Genomic DNA, 14,769 nt, shown 5'->3' with positions numbered 1-14,769 from the left:
TACGTTTTCTTTGCAGCAGATCCGGGGTTACCGATGAGTCACACACAGACACTGGTCGTTATTGGCAATGGCATGGTCGGTCAACATTTTTTGGCCGCTCTGGTCAACAGCGCCGCGAAGGCGCGCTATCACCTTGTGGTGTTTTGCGAAGAGCCCCGGCCGGCCTATGACCGGGTGCATTTATCGGAGTATTTTGCCGGTAAAACGGCGCAGGATCTGTCGCTGGTACCGGACGGCTTTTTTGCCGAACACGGCATCACCGTGCATGTGGGGGATAAGGCTAAAACCATTGACCGCGCCGCCAAGACGGTGATTTCCGAACGCGGCGTGGTGATCGCGTATGACACCCTCGTTCTGGCTACCGGTTCTTACCCCTTTGTCCCTCCGGTGCCCGGTCATGACCGTCCGCACTGTCTGGTGTACCGCACCATCGAAGATCTGGAGGCGATGAAAAGCGCCGCGGCCTGCTCAAAAGTCGGCGTGGTGGTCGGCGGCGGCTTGCTCGGGCTGGAAGCGGCCAAAGCCTTGACCGATCTGGGACTGATTACCCATGTCGTGGAATTTGCCCCGCGCCTGATGGCGGTGCAATTGGACGAAGGCGGCGGCGCCTTGTTGAAACGCAAAATTGAAGCGCTGGGCGTCAGCGTCCATCTCAATAAAAACACCACCTTGATCGACGACGGCAGCACCTGTTTGCATAAAATGAATTTTGCCGGGGGCGATGTGCTGGAAACCGATTTGATTCTGTTTTCCGCCGGCATCCGCCCGCGCGACGACCTGGCCGCCGCCTGCGGTCTGGACATCGGTCCGCGCGGCGGCATCGTCATCGACAACCAGTGCCGCACCTCCGATCCGGCCATTTTTGCCATCGGTGAATGCGCGCTGTGGAATAACCGGATTTTCGGTCTGGTGGCACCGGGTTATGCGATGGCCCGTGCCGTCGTCTCGGTACTGGAAGGCGCCGGCAGCGCCTTTACCGGTGCCGACATGAGCACCAAACTGAAACTGATGGGTGTCGATGTCGCCAGCATCGGCGATGCCCATGCGGCCACCCCGGGCGCCCTGGTGTACACCTATCAAGACGGCGACAGCGACATCTACAAACGCCTGGTGGTCAGTGCCGATAAAAAGACCCTGCTGGGTGCGGTGCTGGTCGGCGAAGCCGCCGATTACGGCACCTTGCTGCAATACTGCCTGAACGGCATCGCCCTGCCGGAACACCCTGAAGCCTTGATCCTGCCGCGGCTGTCCGGCGAGCCGGTCGGCTTGGGCGCCGATGCGCTACCGGCCTCGGCCCAGATTTGCTCCTGCCACAACGTCAGCAAAGGCGACATCTGTGCGGCCATCGACACCGGCTGCACCTCGCTGGGCGCGCTCAAACAAGCCACCCAAGCGGCGACCGGCTGCGGCGGCTGCAGCGCCTTACTCAAATCGGTGTTGGATGCCGAATTGAAAAAACAGGGCGTGGCCGTCAATACCGACCTCTGTGAGCATTTTCCGCACACCCGGCAAGGCCTGTACCATTTGGTTATGGTCGGCGAGATCAAGACTTTCGCTGAATTGCTGGACAAGCACGGCCGCGGGCGCGGCTGTGAAATTTGCAAACAGGCGGTCGGCTCGATCCTGGCGTCTTACTGGAATGACTACATCCTGAAAAACGAGCACCTGGGCTTACAAGACACCAATGACAATTATCTGGCCAATATTCAAAAAGACGGCACCTATTCGGTGGTACCGCGCGTCGCCGGAGGTGAAATCGAACCGGAGAAATTGATCGTCCTGGGCCAGGTTGCCAAAAAATACGGACTGTATACCAAAATCACCGGCGCTCAACGGGTCGATTTGTTCGGCGCCCGCGTCGACCAGCTGCCGCTGATCTGGCGGGAGCTGGTCGATGCCGGTTTTGAAAGCGGCCATGCCTACGGCAAATCGCTGCGCACCGTCAAATCCTGTGTCGGCAGCACCTGGTGCCGGTACGGCGTCGATGACAGCGTCAGTCTGGCACTGACCCTGGAAAACCGCTACAAGGGCCTGCGCTCGCCGCACAAGCTCAAATTCGCCGTGTCCGGCTGCACCCGCGAATGCGCCGAAGCGCAAAGCAAGGATATCGGCGTGATTGCCACCGAACACGGCTGGAATCTCTATGTCTGCGGCAACGGTGGCATGAAGCCGCGCCATGCCGACCTGTTCGCCACCCAGCTGGATCAAGCCACGCTGATCAAGTACATCGACCGCCTCCTGATCTTTTACGTGCGCACCGCCGACCGCCTGCAACGCACCTCGGTGTGGATGAACAACCTGGAAGGCGGCCTGGCGTATTTGCAGTCCGTGGTCATTGACGACAGCCTGGGCTTGGGCGATGAACTCGAAGCGCAGATGCAGCGCGTCATCGACACCTATCAATGCGAATGGAAAACCACGCTCGCCGATCCCGGCAAACTGAAACGGTTCCGGCATTTCGTCAACAGCGACCAACCCGATGAGCGCATCCTGTTCGTTCAGGAACGCGGCCAGATCCGCCCGGCCAAAGACGAGGAACGCGCCGCCTTGACCCCGCACAAGCACTTCACCCTGTTAGAGGAAGCCTGACCATGAGCGAATGGCAAGATGTCTGCAGTGTCGATGATCTGCAACCGGATTCCGGCATCTGCGTAAAAGTCAACGCGCATCAGATTGCCTTGTTCTATATGCCCAAAGAACAGGCCCTGTACGCGCTCGATAATTTCGACCCCTTTGGCCAGGCCAATGTCTTGTCCCGCGGCATGATCGGCGATATCGGCGGCCAGCCGATGGTCGCCTCGCCGCTGTACAAGCAGCATTTCAATTTGGTCACCGGGGTGTGCTTTGAAGATGAGACCGTCAAAGTCGCCACCTACCCCATCCGGATCGTCAACCACCGGGTCGCAGTCTGCGTTCAGGAGGCGCGATGAAATACCATTACTACATTGCCGACGTGTTTACCCGGCGCCTGTTCAATGGCGCACAGATCGCCGTGTTTCCCAATGCGGACGGCCTGAATGCCGACACCATGGCCCTGATTGCCAAAGAACTGAACCTGTCCGAAACCGTCTTCATTTTTCATCAACTGAAGTCTGCCCAGACCCGGCGCATGCGGATTTTTTCCCCGTTAGCCGAAGTCAATTTCGGCGGCCATCCGATCATAGCCGCCGCCTATGTGCTGGCCTGCTGCGGCGACATTGACGTCTCGGCCCCGGTCACCTCGCTGAGCTTCGAACAAAATGCCGGCAACGTGGAAGCCAACATCTCCAGCCGGGACGGCATCCCCTATTTTGTGCAATTTACCCGCAAAGTCAGCGCGATCGTCGACCGCTTTGCGCCCAGCGACGAAGAACTGGCCGGCTTTTTAGGCCTGGACCAAGCCGAACTTGACCACAAGAAATATTCGCCCCGGCTGGTCTCCTGCGGCTATCCCTACCTGATCGTGCCGGTCTGGCAGTATGAAACGGTGCGCAAAGCCCGCTTCGATTACAGCGCCTGGAGCCAATCCACCGCGCCGCAGACCGCCGCCCAGGAGATCTTAGTGTTTGCGCCGAAATCACCTTATGCCGACGCCGACTTCAACCTGCGCTTAGTCGGCCCACGCATCGGCCTGACCGAAGACCCACCGGTGGGCAGCGCCTTACCGGCGTTCTGCGCCTACCTGTGTTCGTTCGAGCACACCCGCAAAGGCACCCAGACCTTCGCAGTGGACCGCGGTGATGCCGGCTCCCGGCGCAGCGTCATCAATCTGGAAATGGATCATAAAGGCGCCGAGTTCCTGACCGTCCGGGTCGGCGGCGAAGCCGTGCTGTTTGCCGAGGGGACGATTGATCTGGGCGCCATGAATACCCGGGGATGAAGACAGGGTGGGGCGTAAATTCCGGGAGAGACGCAAAATCTTGCGTCTCTGGGGGTAGGGCAGAAGCCTGCCCGAATAGTAGTTGAGTCAATCAAAAAGGAGGGAAATAGCGTCCTGTGTAAGCTAAGTGGGACATGAAATGCGGTATGAGGCAAGAGGAACACGAACGGCTGCGTGAGAACGTGACGGTCGAGTTCCAGTGGAAGTTTCCAAAAATGCTTGCCTTCGTTGACGCTTCGATTTCAGAAGTTTCAGCGATAGCAGGATTGGAATAGAAATTATTTTGGTTCATTTACCAATATTCATAGATATGTTCTTAATTGAACGATACATATTATTTTAGATTTGGAGAAAAAATTATGTCCTATTTAGTTCCTTCAGAATTTGTGACCAAGATGGTGGATGCAGGGGAATCAAAAGTATTCATGTCTACCCGAGATACGTTGATCAGGGCTTATATGGCCGGGGCGATTCTGGCGCTGGCTGCAGTTTTTGCGGTCAGCATTACTGTCCAGACCGGATCGCCGATCTTTGGCGCAATATTGTTTCCCGTCGGTTTTTGTATGCTGTATTTATTAGGCTTCGATCTTTTGACCGGTGTTTTTGTTTTAACACCGCTTGCATGGCTTGATAAACGTCCAGGCGTAACACTGGGGGGTATTTTAAGGAACTGGGGACTGGTTTTTACCGGCAATTTTTTAGGCGCATTAACCGTCGCGGTCATGATGGGAATTGTGTTTACTTATGGCTTCTCCGTCGAGCCCGATGCTGTAGGCAAAAAGCTTGCCGGTATCGGCGAAGCGCGTACGCTGGGCTATGCAAAATATGGCGTGGCCGGCTGGTGTACCATCTTTATCAGAGGCATGCTGTGTAACTGGATGGTGTCTACGGGTGTGGTCGGGGCGATGATTTCCACGACTGTTAGCGGTAAAGTCATCGCGATGTGGATGCCGATTATGCTGTTCTTTGGAATGACCTTTGAGCACTCCGTTGTCAACATGTTTCTGTTTCCATCCGGTTTAATCATGGGTGGCAATTTCTCGATTATGGATTACTTTGTCTGGAATGAAATTCCAACGGTTTTGGGTAATTTGGTTGGCGGATTGGCGTTTACCGGTTTGACGTTATACTCCACGCATATCAAAACAGCGCCTAAACGTGCGTTCAACTAAGCAACTTCAAGATAATAGAGTTTCAGGTATTAAATTGCCGAGACTCCTTAACAATCGCTCTAATTTGTAAAGGCATTCATCATGACACGCAACGAAGTTACCGAATTAGTCATCTTGCAAAAACTGCGTAAACAACTGACTTGGCCTCAACTGGCTGAGGTTATGGGTCAAAGCAAGGAATGGACAACCGCCGCTTTGCTCGGACAGATGACATTGACTGCTGAACAAGCCGTCAAGATTGGCGACGTGCTGGAATTACCCGCAGACGCTGTTGAGCAGTTGCAAGTGGTTCCCTACAAGGGGTCGCTCCCGACGTCGGTACCGACCGATCCGTTGATTTACCGTTTCTACGAACTGGTCAGTGTTTACGGCACTACCTTTAAGGCATTGATCCACGAAGAGTTTGGCGACGGCATTATGAGCGCTATCGATTTCAGCATGGATCTTCAGCGTGAACCCGATCCAAAGGGAGACCGCGTCAAGATCGTGATGAGCGGCAAATTTCTTCCTTACAAGAGTTACTGAGGCTGCTTTGGCCTGAATAAATGTCCGGTCAATTAAAAATATCGGTAGGGCAGCATTCTGACAAAGGCCGCAAGGCAATTAATCAGGATTTTCACGGCGTTTACAGTCCTAAGGAACCCCTGTTAAGTGCAAAAGGAATTGCCATTGCCTTGGCCGATGGGATCAGTAGCAGTGACGTGAGTCATATTGCTAGCGAAGCGACTGTCAAGGGGTTTCTGGAGGATTATTTTTGCACCTCCGAAGCCTGGTCGGTCAAGAAGTCTGCGCAACGGGTTTTGACGGCAACCAATTCCTGGTTGCATTCGCAGTCTCAGCAAAGCCAGTTCCGCTACGATAAAGACAGAGGCTATGTGTGCACCTTGAGCGCCATGGTTATCAAGTCGACAACTGCGCATATTTTTCATGTGGGTGACACGCGAATCTACCGCCTGCATGAAAACGGGCTTGAACAATTGACCCATGATCACCGGTTTTGGTTGTCCAAGGACAAAAGCTATCTCAGTCGCGCCTTGGGAATCAATCCTTATCTGGAGATAGATTATCAAACGCTGTCAGTCGATGAGGGGGATATTTTCGTATTTGCGACAGACGGTATTTATGAATTTACCCCTGATCTTTTCATAATCAATGCTATTCATCAGTACGGTAATGATCTGGATGCTGCTGCTAAAGCCATTGTGGACGATGCCTACCAGCTAGGCAGTACGGATAATCTTACTGTTCAGATTGTCAGAATTGAGCAATTGCCGAGTCAGGATGCCAAAGAGCTGTATCAGCAGTTAACCGAATTGCCGTTTCCACCGATACTGGAAGCAAGAGCGGTTTTTGATGGTTACACCATTATCAGAGAAGTGCATGCCAGCAGCCGCAGCCACGTTTATCTGGCAGTGGATAGCGAAACAGACAGGCCGGTCATCTTAAAAACTCCGTCAATTGATCTCAGGGATGATCCGGCTTATCTGGAACGCTTTCTGATGGAAGAGTGGATTGCCAGGCGCATTAATAGTGCCTACGTACTCAAGCCTTGTTTGCAGACCCGGAAGCGCCATTTCCTGTATATCGCCATGGAATTCATTGATGGTCAGACATTGACTCAGTGGATGATCGATAACCCGAAGCCAGACCTGGAAACAGTGCGTGGAATAGTCGAACAAATTGCCAAAGGGTTGCGCGCTTTTCACCGCCTGGAAATGCTTCATCAGGATCTGCGGCCAGGCAATATCATGATCGATAAGACCGGCACGGTAAAAATCATAGATTTTGGTTCTACCCGCGTGGCCGGTATCATGGAAATCACCAGCCCGATCGAACGTAGCAATTTGCTGGGCACGGCTCAATACAGTGCCCCGGAATACTTGCTGGGAGAGCATGGATCATCGGGTTCGGATATTTTTTCTTTGGCTGTTATTGTCTATCAAATGCTGACTGGAAACTTGCCTTACGGAACTCAAGTGGCCAAAACCAAAACCAGGGCAGAGCAAAGGAAATTAAAATATCAGCCTCTCCCTGAAAATAGCCGGGAAATTCCTGCGTGGATCGATGAAGCCATCAAGAAGGCCGTTAATCCCGATCCACACAAGCGCTATCAGGAAGTCTCCGAGTTTATATTCGACCTGCGCCATCCCAACAAAGACTACCTGAATAAAACCCGCTCGCCGCTTATGGAGCGCAATCCGGTGCTTTTCTGGAAATCCATTTGTTTAATTCTGAGCTTTATCATTGCACTCTTGTTGGCCAAGTAACCACATTTAACCCCTTTACTGTATCTGCTCACCCCCTCCAATTATAGTGGGTGTAGGTGGTTGATTGAAAAGGCTTCTGCAACAGGGATGTTGCAGAGAGCTACAGGGACGTATTGATGCGTCCTTTGAAATCAAGCACCTACAACCATAATTCAAAGCGAGCGAGTAGTTACCGTTTACTTTACTCACTCGGCTGATTTGATTTTTTTAATGAGCGCATCAGAAAATAGGGCGCGGCAATACCAACCAAACATGAAAAAAACAGCACTGCAAAGGTAGAGTTGTTCCAGTCTACCGGATAAATATCGGCTTTAACCGGCTCGCTTATGCCCGGAATTCCGGGCAGATCGACGTCCCCGCCATCGACCTTGAGTTGCGCTTTCATGCCTTTTTCCATGTGCTGTGGGATTTCGCAGTGGACCAGATAGGTTTTTTTCTGGGCAGGCACAATCAGCGATGCCTTGAGTTCACCTTTTCCATACAACTCCAGATGAAACATGCCCTGCGGGTAGAGGTAGCCGGGTAATCCGTGAATCATCAATTGATGGCGAATCTGATCATCATTAATGAAGGTGATATTGATGCGTGAACACGGCGCAACATCCCACTCCTGCTGATCAAAAGCATACATTTTTCCGTTGAATTTCTGGGCATGTTCATGGCCTGCGCGGATAGTAATGTCCACATCCCCGGCAATTTTTTGGCAATCCTGAGGCACTTTATCCTTGTTGGCGTTCATGATCATGCCTGTTTCGTCCATCATCATGCCGCCATGGTCCATCATGGCCGTTGATAACCCCGGATAACCCAATGTCAGAAGGCTGATTAGAACAAATGTGAGTGCTGGGTTGATCTTCATTGGGTGTTTCTCCTTTTCAGAACGATCACGAGGAAAATAGCCAGACCTATGACTAAGCCGCATGTCAGTCCGAAAACGATGATCAGCAAATAGTCAGGCGCGAATTGACCGGCTTCACCCAGGAAATGAGCGAAGTCGCCTTCACCCCAGACAGCTTTTTTCTTTGCATAGTAATTTTTATTGAACACCTGATCAAAGACGGCGTCATGATGGGTTGGCATGCCTTGTTCATCGAGTAACTGTTCATAGGCTAATATGGACATGTTGCCGCCCGGTTCCATGCCGTCCGTCGTCGTTCCGGTTTCGACGTGGTCATGAAACATCCAAAGGCCGGGTCCATAACTGTTTAAACCGTCATTGACTGTTTTAAGCAGTAAGTCAATGCGTTGCGCGGGAGCTATATCAAACACATCCCGCGTGATTTGCAACCCCGCCGGTGCCTCTACGCCATCGTAAGCCGTTATCGCCGCTTTGTGTCCGTGAAAATGGACCGCGACAGAAGAGCGTTGAGCGTTGGCTAGCCGCAATTTTATTTTTTCGTTCTCACCGGCCACAATTAAACTTTCACGCAAGGTGTAAGGAAATGAACGTCCGTTCAACATGAAATAATTTTCAAATGATTCGGTGATGTTGTATTCCCGGGACATCCTGTGCGCAATAAGCCTGGGATCATTGGCGTTTTGAATGATCTGAGCCAGACGTTTGTCCACCGATTGATAATACAGATCGTATTCCTGCGCTGCGGTTTCCTTGACGGCGACGGAAGGGTGACGGACTTGTCCGGCGCCGATGTTAAACGTCTGTACCCAGTTGTTGGGCCGGTTTTCCTCGACCACAATCATCCCGTTCAAACCCATCGCAAAGTGTTGAGCGGTCTGGACATGGCAGTGATAGAACATCGTTCCGGCATGGCGGGTCTGGATTTCATAAGTATGGTTTTTGCCGGGAAACACCGGATGCTCTTCGCCGCCGTCATTGTCGCCATTGGCCGTATGCCAGGGATGATCGACGCCATGCAAATGAATGGTATGCGGTAAGTAATGTGTGTTTTCCAGCGTAATCATCACCTTGTCGCCTTGCTCGACGCGAATGACCGGTGAAGGCGCTCTCAGCATAGGATTGGCAACCGGCGAATTAAAGTTTTTGACACCCATGCCTACCGATTTGGGCGCGTAAACCCATAATCCGGGTTGTATGCCGGGCGCAATATCGAATGTGTTGATCAAAAACTCGCCTTCAGGCGTTGCGCCGTTGAGTTCAATCACTTCCAGTTTGATATGGATGACATCTGGGTCGCCGTCGCCGTCCAGATCGTCGGTTTTTGTCAAGGCATCCTGAGCCATATGGGTCTGCATCAAACTGTGCATCGACAGGTTATTGATTCCTTTTACTGATGCTGCAATGTCATAAGGATTATCCGGTTCACAGAGTTTGGATGCTTCAATCTTCACGCCGTCAATGACTTGTTCTTCCCGCCATTCCGGATGTTCATTGGAACAAGGCTTTTCCGCGCCACTGGTTTCTCCTGCGATACCGATGAGGGTTCCCGGTGGGTTAATGCCGGATTTTTGCTGTTGTGTTGGCGCTAAATACACCGCAATCACGATCAAAATCGGGATCAGGGCACTGATTAACAGGTAATAGGTTTTCTTCATTTTCGGCAGAGAGGTATCTAGGGTATTAATGTAAGGATTGAAAAAGTAAACCGCTTGTGGCTTTTTTTGACTATCTGGCTATGAACAAGTTCTTAATTTACGGCGTTCGCTATTCGCTTTATCCTCATCTTTTTAATTATTGAGTAGGGGTTGCATGCTTTTAGCAAGCCAACAATAAACGCCATGGCCTTTAATGTTGGGTTGGCTATCGCCAACCGCAACCTACGTGTAGCATCACCTTTGTTTTTTGCTCCGCTGAATACACACTGATTGTTTCATCAGGAAACTGAATTTTTTACTGTCTTTATTATACCACTGGATTTTTTTAATCTCTGTTTGGCTGCAAGGCTGTCGGCAATTGCCAGTTTGAACTTTAATCGGGACTATGAAGGTGTGAAAAAGCCTTACAAGGAAAGCCAACGTATCCAACATAAGGGCTTGTTGAGTGACAGTAGCAAATTAAGTCAATCGGAACGTATAATTTGCACACTTTTTATAATGAGCTCATGACACTATGAAAGATCAAGCCTTAAGCACACCCGATTCCGATTATTTTTCTTCCGCTTTTATGATCCCCAATGTGGGTGGTCCTTTTCTTGTAGGGCTTGCTGTCGGTTATTTTGCTAAAAAAATGTTGAAGATGGCTCTATTTGTCGGGGGCGCCGCTATCGTAGCCATGTTTATTTTTGAATATTACGGTATTGCTTCGATCAGTGATGCTGATCTGGAAAACGCGGCAAAGAGTGCTGCTGATGCGGCGGAGCAATCCGGTGATTATTTAGTGTCACGATTGTCGCAAATCACTTCGCGGGGTGTCAGTGCAGCCGTCGGTTTTTTTGCAGGTTTAAAAATCGGATGAACTGTCAGTGCCGTATTCCATGTTTTCCCAAGGGAGCGGCAACTGCCTTTTCCCAGAAGGATAGCTCTCTTACGATGGGGTTGATACAAGCTTCGTATCCCTGATATTCAATCCCTTTAAATACTTCATCCTTAAGCCATAAGTAGCTGGACGGGGATTGTGTTTTTAGCTGAAAGGGAATCAAAATATATTGCGCGAACAATTCGGCCAATTTTTCATTTATTTTTCCATTGTAGCGGCCGTTATTGACTTCCCACATAAATTCAAAAGCTTCAAACCATTTTGATGGCCAAAGTGCCAGATCGGCATCTTTGATCAAGTAGATGTTAACAATGTCGCTAGACAACTTTTTGTACCACAGAAAAAAATACAGTTCCGTTTTGCCATCCCAGAAATGAAAATTATCAATGACATGAGCGAATTCATGCACCATAAGCGGTAGCCTGAAGTCGACCAAATAAGTGAGTTCGATATCTCTGTACGCGTTTTTTTCTTTGGCCTTGTCAAAATTGTGGATGGTAATCAGAACGCGATTGCTGCCGCTGTAGACTTGGGCAACCACCTGAGCGCGAAAGCCCAGCCCTGGCTCGATAGCCAGCGGCAGCGTCCCGTCCAGCCATACGCGGGTATCGGCATCATCCGGCGCAGCTTCTCTTATCAACGCTTGTGTAGCGGGTTTTATTTGATGAGTTTCAATGGCGTGTTCAAGCTGGCTCATAGGTTTTGCCTTCGTCATGGATGCCCTCATAAAAGGCGGTATTTTACGAATGGCTTTTTCGAATAATCTGAGATGATCGGCTTCAAAGCGGGGTAAATCAAAGTCATTGCTGTGTTTGATCAGCGTTTTCGTGTCGTAAAAAAGCGCTAACGCCCGCAACGCCGCCTCGCGGCTTTCCCAATAATTTTCCAAAACGCACAGGCTATCGGCTTGATCTTCTTCGCATTCGCTTTTGATCTTCCGGAGACGGCCAAGGTGTTCCGGGTGAGAGTGACGGGTTAAAAAATCGATCGCTGTTTGCCGTAAAGCGGGCTGCTGCTTTTCGTAATAGTCAATAATCTCAAGCAACTGAGCTTTCTTAAAATAACCGGAATGACTGGTCGTGCATAAGAGCTCAGGGCCTTGTGAAAGCGTGAAAAAGTGATGTTGAAATAAATCGGGAAAGGTATTGCCTTGGACTTCTGGATGAACAGATCCCGGCAAAAACAGGAGGACCACCAGTGTCAGTCGCGATAGCATAGGTCTTGGCGCTACAGGTCTTTTTCACGGATTTTCAGTAATAAACTGACCCTGCGGTTTTTTTTGCGCCCCTCGGCTGAATCGTTGCCGGCAATCGGTTGTGTATCGGCGTAACTCACGGCCCGCAGACGTTTGGCGTCAAGTCCTTGCGTGGTCAGATAGTGTAATACATTGGTGGCTCTGGCCGCACCCAGCTCCCAGTTAGTTGGAAACTGCTTGGTTTTAATGGGGCGGTTATCGGTGTGGCCCTCAATAAAAATAAGCCCGGTTGCCTGATTGAGAAGTCCTGACAGACTATTGAGCAAAGTTTGTCCTCCGGGTGTCAGTATCGCCTTCGATGACTCAAACAGTATATTGTCCTGAATTTCCAGCTGGGCGTAGTCTTCAGTGACTTTAAGATTGACTTTTTGATCCAGGCCTAATTGATCCAGTTTTTCGGATAATTTGATTTGCAGTTGATTTTCTGTGTTTTCGATATCCGGCGGTACCTCGCTTTTTGTTTCAATGGTTTCAATGGTTTCAATGGGCGGAACGATCGGTTTGTTAGCCGGGGCCGGGGCGGTTAAAATTTCATTCGTCAGTTTTTCTGAATCGGCCTGTTCGAGTTCAATAGGGCTGGGTTGGGCTTTGGTGACGACGCCTGTGATGATTTTTTGGGTCGGTTTTTTAGCCGCCTCTTCGGATTGCTTGGGGACAACAGGTTTTGATTTTTGCGGAGAAGAGGCTTTTTCTTCTTCTGTTTTAAATTCACTGACTGAAATAAGGGAAATGATCAGCATCACTATCAAAACAAAAACGTCCAGATAACTGAGCAGCCAGTTTTGCCGGGTGGATGGATCCGGATCATTCAAAAGATCTTCCATTATTTTGGAAGACTCAAGTTTAAGAAAGGGATCTTTATTCATAGAGATAACCGGAAAAACAGGCTTTTGTGCGATTAGTTTGAGCCGTTATTGAGTTCATTTTCATAGCGGACAATAAAAGAGCGCAAGGTCTCACGAACGAATGATGGGCTCCGTCTTTCCGCGATCAGCGTGATGCCTTCCATAATCATGCTCATGATCATGATGCGTTGCTCGGTGCGTCTTTCCAGCTTGAGCGCGATAGGTGTGAAAATTAGATTGGCAAAAATCAACCCGTAAAAGGTCGTGATCAAGGCCACGCCCATATTCAAACTCATCGCGCCAACGTCTCTAAGATCAATTATTTCCAGCATGTTAATCAGACCAACCAGCGTACCGAGCATCCCGAAAGCCGGAGAAAATCCGGCCATACTATGAAAGATATTGGCGTCCGCTTTTTCCTGAGCCCTGAGTCTGGCGATTCGCCATTTTAATAAGGACAAAATATCTTCGGTGGGTGTTTGATCGACAACCAGTTGAAATCCGGTTTTAAGATAAGGGTTATTGATAGTGTCGATGACATTCTCTATCGCGACAAAATTTCGGTTAAACCACATTTTCGAAACAGAGATTATTTCTTCAGCTTCTTTCTCGGGGTTCAGGCTTTCATAAAGGAAAATCAATTTAACTGACTTGATGCCTTGTTTAATGTCTCTCAGCGGGTAGCTTAAACAGACGGCCGCGATGGTTCCGATCACGACGATGAAAAGTCCATAAAGGTTGAGGTATGACCGGGCATCGTTGGCGGCAACAAAGACGATAAATAAAAATAAAAGCAAGCTGAATATTAACCCTAATGCCGTTGAATAATTAAGCGAACGGGTTTTATATGCAGTGTAATTGAATAGGTCGAATTTGTTCATGGCTTGATGATAACAGACAGTCCGTATTATGTAGATAGTAATGTAGCGACTGGTGAAGGAAAATGGCAAGGCTTAAAAAGATGCGGGTCACTCAGGCGGAGCTGCCGGTTTCATCCGTTTAATTTTACAAAGAATCCAATGTGTTTTTGACTGAAAGTGTTCAAAAGTCTTGCTGATAGGGGAAAACACTATTTCTGGTATCTAAAGTCATTCGACAAAAATTGATATATCAATCCGATTTTGGCAAACTATAAAGGTAGCATCGTAGATTATCAGAATTTTCAAGTAGCAAGCCCATCAGGAGAATTTCAGGCATTATGATTAAAGTGTTACTTGTCGATGATCATGAAATTGTTCGTTCGGGTGTTGAATCTTTGCTCAACGGTACTGGGGATATTTCGGTAATTGCCGTTGCAGGTTCAGGTGAGGAATGCCTCGAACTGTTGGCCGAAAATCAGCTGGATGTAGTTCTGATGGACATCAGTATGCCGGGAATCGGCGGGGCAGAGGCCAGTCGTAGGATTTTGCTGGAGTTTCCCGCTATAAAAGTGATAGCGCTTTCTGTTTACAGTGACGGCCATGTCCCTCATCAGCTCATGAAAATGGGTGCTGCCGGATTTATTTCAAAAAGCTCGCCTGTTGAAGAAATGGTTATCGCCATCCGGAAAGTCATGAACGGGGAGCGTTATCTTTGCTCTGAAGTAGCCAGAAATCTGGCATTTTGGGGCCTGGATCCCGATGATAATTCACCTTTTAGCCGCTTATCTCAACGCGAATCAGAAGTCGTGGTGATGATCTTGAACGGCAAATCAATAAAAGAGATGTCCGAATCATTGACGCTTAGCGATAAGACCATCAATACATACCGTTACAGGCTTTACGAAAAACTGAATGTTAAAAACGATGTGGAACTCACTCGTTTAGCCATTAAGTTTAACTTTATGAATTAGGCTTAGGCTTCCAACCGCTTATGCAATAAAATCAAATCAACCAGATGTTATTGCCAGCCATTCCATTATTGTTAAAAAAAAAGCCGAGGTAAGGTCTTTCCAGTCTGTTACAATAACCTCCTTTACACCGCTCAGTCTGCGGTGTT

General features: G+C 49.5%; 13 protein-coding genes. 8 read left to right on the top strand and 5 right to left on the bottom strand.

Annotated features, from left to right (window positions below; genetic code table 11):
• The first annotated feature begins 33 nt into the window (after nucleotides 1–33).
• From nirB to GO003_RS21575, 6 genes are all read left to right on the top strand, one after another.
• On the top strand, nucleotides 34–2,589 hold the full coding sequence (gene nirB, locus GO003_RS21600) for a nitrite reductase large subunit NirB (protein ID WP_231089229.1): 2,556 nt from the start codon (nucleotides 34–36) through the stop codon (nucleotides 2,587–2,589).
• A gap of 2 nt (nucleotides 2,590–2,591) precedes the next feature.
• On the top strand, nucleotides 2,592–2,930 hold the full coding sequence (nirD, locus tag GO003_RS21595) for a nitrite reductase small subunit NirD (protein WP_231089136.1): 339 nt from the start codon (nucleotides 2,592–2,594) through the stop codon (nucleotides 2,928–2,930).
• Entirely contained in the window at nucleotides 2,927–3,859 is a 933-nt protein-coding gene (locus tag GO003_RS21590) for a PhzF family phenazine biosynthesis protein (RefSeq protein ID WP_231088944.1), read from the top strand. The genes nirD and GO003_RS21590 overlap by 4 nt, the downstream gene beginning before the upstream one ends.
• A gap of 359 nt (nucleotides 3,860–4,218) precedes the next feature.
• A complete protein-coding gene (locus tag GO003_RS21585) occupies nucleotides 4,219–5,031 on the top strand; it encodes a formate/nitrite transporter family protein (protein ID WP_159658394.1) in 813 nt (270 codons plus the stop codon).
• A gap of 81 nt (nucleotides 5,032–5,112) precedes the next feature.
• Nucleotides 5,113–5,556: a cyanase gene (gene cynS, locus GO003_RS21580; RefSeq protein WP_159658395.1), complete on the top strand. Its 444-nt coding sequence runs from the start codon at nucleotides 5,113–5,115 to the stop codon at nucleotides 5,554–5,556.
• A 20-nt stretch (nucleotides 5,557–5,576) separates the two neighbouring features.
• Nucleotides 5,577–7,298: a bifunctional protein-serine/threonine kinase/phosphatase gene (locus GO003_RS21575; RefSeq protein ID WP_159658396.1), complete on the top strand. Its 1,722-nt coding sequence runs from the start codon at nucleotides 5,577–5,579 to the stop codon at nucleotides 7,296–7,298.
• 181 nt (nucleotides 7,299–7,479) lie between these two features.
• On the opposite strand, the gene GO003_RS21570 is transcribed toward GO003_RS21575, so the two are convergent.
• Together GO003_RS21570 and GO003_RS21565 are read right to left on the bottom strand one after the other, a co-directional pair.
• Nucleotides 7,480–8,157, bottom strand: a complete 678-nt coding sequence (locus GO003_RS21570) for a multicopper oxidase domain-containing protein (RefSeq protein WP_231089135.1) — start codon at nucleotides 8,155–8,157, stop codon at nucleotides 7,480–7,482.
• Nucleotides 8,154–9,812 carry a multicopper oxidase domain-containing protein gene (locus GO003_RS21565; protein WP_159658397.1) on the bottom strand — a complete coding sequence of 553 codons (1,659 nt, stop codon included), beginning with the start codon at nucleotides 9,810–9,812 and terminating at the stop codon, nucleotides 8,154–8,156. Before GO003_RS21565 ends, GO003_RS21570 begins: the two co-directional genes overlap by 4 nt.
• Nucleotides 9,813–10,326: 514 nt before the next feature.
• On the opposite strand from GO003_RS21565, the gene GO003_RS21560 reads away from it, so the two are divergent.
• Nucleotides 10,327–10,671 (top strand): FUN14 domain-containing protein, encoded by a 345-nt coding sequence (locus GO003_RS21560; RefSeq protein WP_159658398.1) that lies wholly within the window; start codon nucleotides 10,327–10,329, stop codon nucleotides 10,669–10,671.
• Between the two features lie 4 nt (nucleotides 10,672–10,675).
• Here the strand turns inward: GO003_RS21560 and GO003_RS21555 are convergent, their stop codons facing one another.
• The 3 genes from GO003_RS21555 to GO003_RS21545 are packed head-to-tail and all read right to left on the bottom strand — an operon-like array spanning nucleotide 10,676 to nucleotide 13,673.
• Nucleotides 10,676–11,908 carry a hypothetical protein gene (locus GO003_RS21555; protein ID WP_159658399.1) on the bottom strand — a complete coding sequence of 411 codons (1,233 nt, stop codon included), beginning with the start codon at nucleotides 11,906–11,908 and terminating at the stop codon, nucleotides 10,676–10,678.
• Between the two features lie 11 nt (nucleotides 11,909–11,919).
• Nucleotides 11,920–12,813 carry an OmpA/MotB family protein gene (locus GO003_RS21550; protein ID WP_159658400.1) on the bottom strand — a complete coding sequence of 298 codons (894 nt, stop codon included), beginning with the start codon at nucleotides 12,811–12,813 and terminating at the stop codon, nucleotides 11,920–11,922.
• A 32-nt stretch (nucleotides 12,814–12,845) separates the two neighbouring features.
• Nucleotides 12,846–13,673 (bottom strand): motility protein A, encoded by an 828-nt coding sequence (locus GO003_RS21545; protein ID WP_159658401.1) that lies wholly within the window; start codon nucleotides 13,671–13,673, stop codon nucleotides 12,846–12,848.
• A 317-nt stretch (nucleotides 13,674–13,990) separates the two neighbouring features.
• Between GO003_RS21545 and GO003_RS21540 the strand changes: the two genes are divergently transcribed.
• Nucleotides 13,991–14,623, top strand: a complete 633-nt coding sequence (locus tag GO003_RS21540; RefSeq protein ID WP_159658402.1) for a response regulator — start codon at nucleotides 13,991–13,993, stop codon at nucleotides 14,621–14,623.
• The last annotated feature ends 146 nt before the right edge of the window (nucleotides 14,624–14,769 follow it).

The sequence above is a fragment of the Methylicorpusculum oleiharenae genome (assembly GCF_009828925.2).
Taxonomy (GTDB): domain Bacteria; phylum Pseudomonadota; class Gammaproteobacteria; order Methylococcales; family Methylomonadaceae; genus Methylicorpusculum; species Methylicorpusculum oleiharenae.
This window is presented reverse-complemented; position numbering and strand designations above follow the sequence as displayed.